This window comes from Paenibacillus woosongensis (assembly GCF_009725165.1).
GTDB classification, from domain to species: domain Bacteria; phylum Bacillota; class Bacilli; order Paenibacillales; family Paenibacillaceae; genus Fontibacillus; species Fontibacillus woosongensis.
In genome coordinates this window covers 1-488 of sequence record NZ_WNZW01000044.1, presented here as the reverse complement: position 1 = coordinate 488, position 488 = coordinate 1, and the positions used below count along the sequence as shown (strand labels likewise).

Sequence of the window (488 nt, the reverse complement as noted above, 5' to 3'; positions counted from 1 at the left end):
AGGTGCGGCTGGATCACCTCCTTTCTATGGAGAATCGTTCTCTGCAACGAGAACATTCAAATATTACGGACGACGAAAGTCGCCGGATGCTCACTCGTTGGTCAGTTTTGAGAGTTCAACTCTCAAACACCTCGTTAATTTCTATCGGCACGATTCGTGACCGATCTGAAATGAAGCGAGATTGATCCTTGAAAACTGGATAACGAAACGAAATTTGCGTTTTAGAAAATTCCTTTTAGCTGAACTTGTGTTAAAACAAGTGAACTAAAAGTAGTGATACTAGCGAACGTTTTGGGATAGGCGATCCTTTGCGAGTTGATTTCTCCCTTGTATGAATTTATAAGATCAAGAAATCAAGGAGCAACAGAGCGAATAGCCCAAAATGAGAGCGATATGGTTAAGCTACTAAGAGCACACGGAGGATGCCTAGGCGCTAGGAGCCGAAGAAGGACGTGGCGAACAACGAAACTGCCTCGGGGAGCTGTAAG

General features: G+C 44.3%; 1 rRNA gene. It reads left to right on the top strand.

Annotated features, from left to right (window positions below):
• Positions 1 to 395: 395 nt before the first annotated feature.
• Positions 396 to 488: ribosomal RNA gene (locus GNP95_RS25540) — 23S ribosomal RNA — on the top strand; the annotation flags it as partial.